Raw genomic sequence first — 585 nt, 5'->3', positions numbered from 1 at the left:
CGTCACCAGAGGCTGGATCCTCGCGACGCCGAGTTCGGTGGCCTTCTCCAGCACGAGATCGAAGTTCGGCTTCTTCAGCAGCGCCGCGCAGAGCCAGAAGTCGGGAACGGCCTCCTTCTCGCGCAGCCGCTCGCGCACTTCCAGCGCCACGTCGCGCTTGCCGGCGGCAGTGACCGCGCAGGCCCATTCGCCCGTCACGTCGTCGCAGAGGATCACGGCGTCGCCCGGGGCGACTCGCATGACCTTCGACAGGTAATGTGCCTGGGCGCCCTCGATCACGACGCTGCCGCCCTGGACAAGCGGTTCCGTGACGAAAAGGCGCGGCGCGCTGCGCGGCGGCCAGGCGGGGATTGCGGCCATGATCTGGGTTAATCTCCGAAAGATAGCGTGGCCTTTTCGCCGGAAGGCTGCCCGCATGCAACCTTCGCCGTGTTCACTGGGAACGTTCGAACATGACAGCGCCGCGCCTTTCGGCTACTCCTCCGATCGTGAGCGACTCTCTTCTCGTCCCGGATACCGAACATCGCAGCCTCGTCTCGCTGCTGCCGTCCAGCCTGCGCCCTTACGCCCTGCTTGCGCGTTTCG

Annotated in this window: 1 protein-coding gene; it reads right to left on the bottom strand. The window is 66.3% G+C overall.

Annotated elements, in window-relative coordinates; translation table 11 throughout:
- Nucleotides 1-360: RsmE family RNA methyltransferase (locus tag ACI3K3_RS25780; RefSeq protein WP_404918975.1), on the bottom strand; the 360-nt coding region annotated here is incomplete at its 3' end.
- Nucleotides 361-585: the final 225 nt, after the last annotated feature.

It is taken from the genome of Novosphingobium sp. ZW T3_23 (genome assembly GCF_044987305.1).
Taxonomy (GTDB): Bacteria; Pseudomonadota; Alphaproteobacteria; order Sphingomonadales; family Sphingomonadaceae; genus Novosphingobium.
Note: the sequence above shows the minus strand (reverse complement) of the source record. Positions and strands in the feature narration are given on the sequence as shown.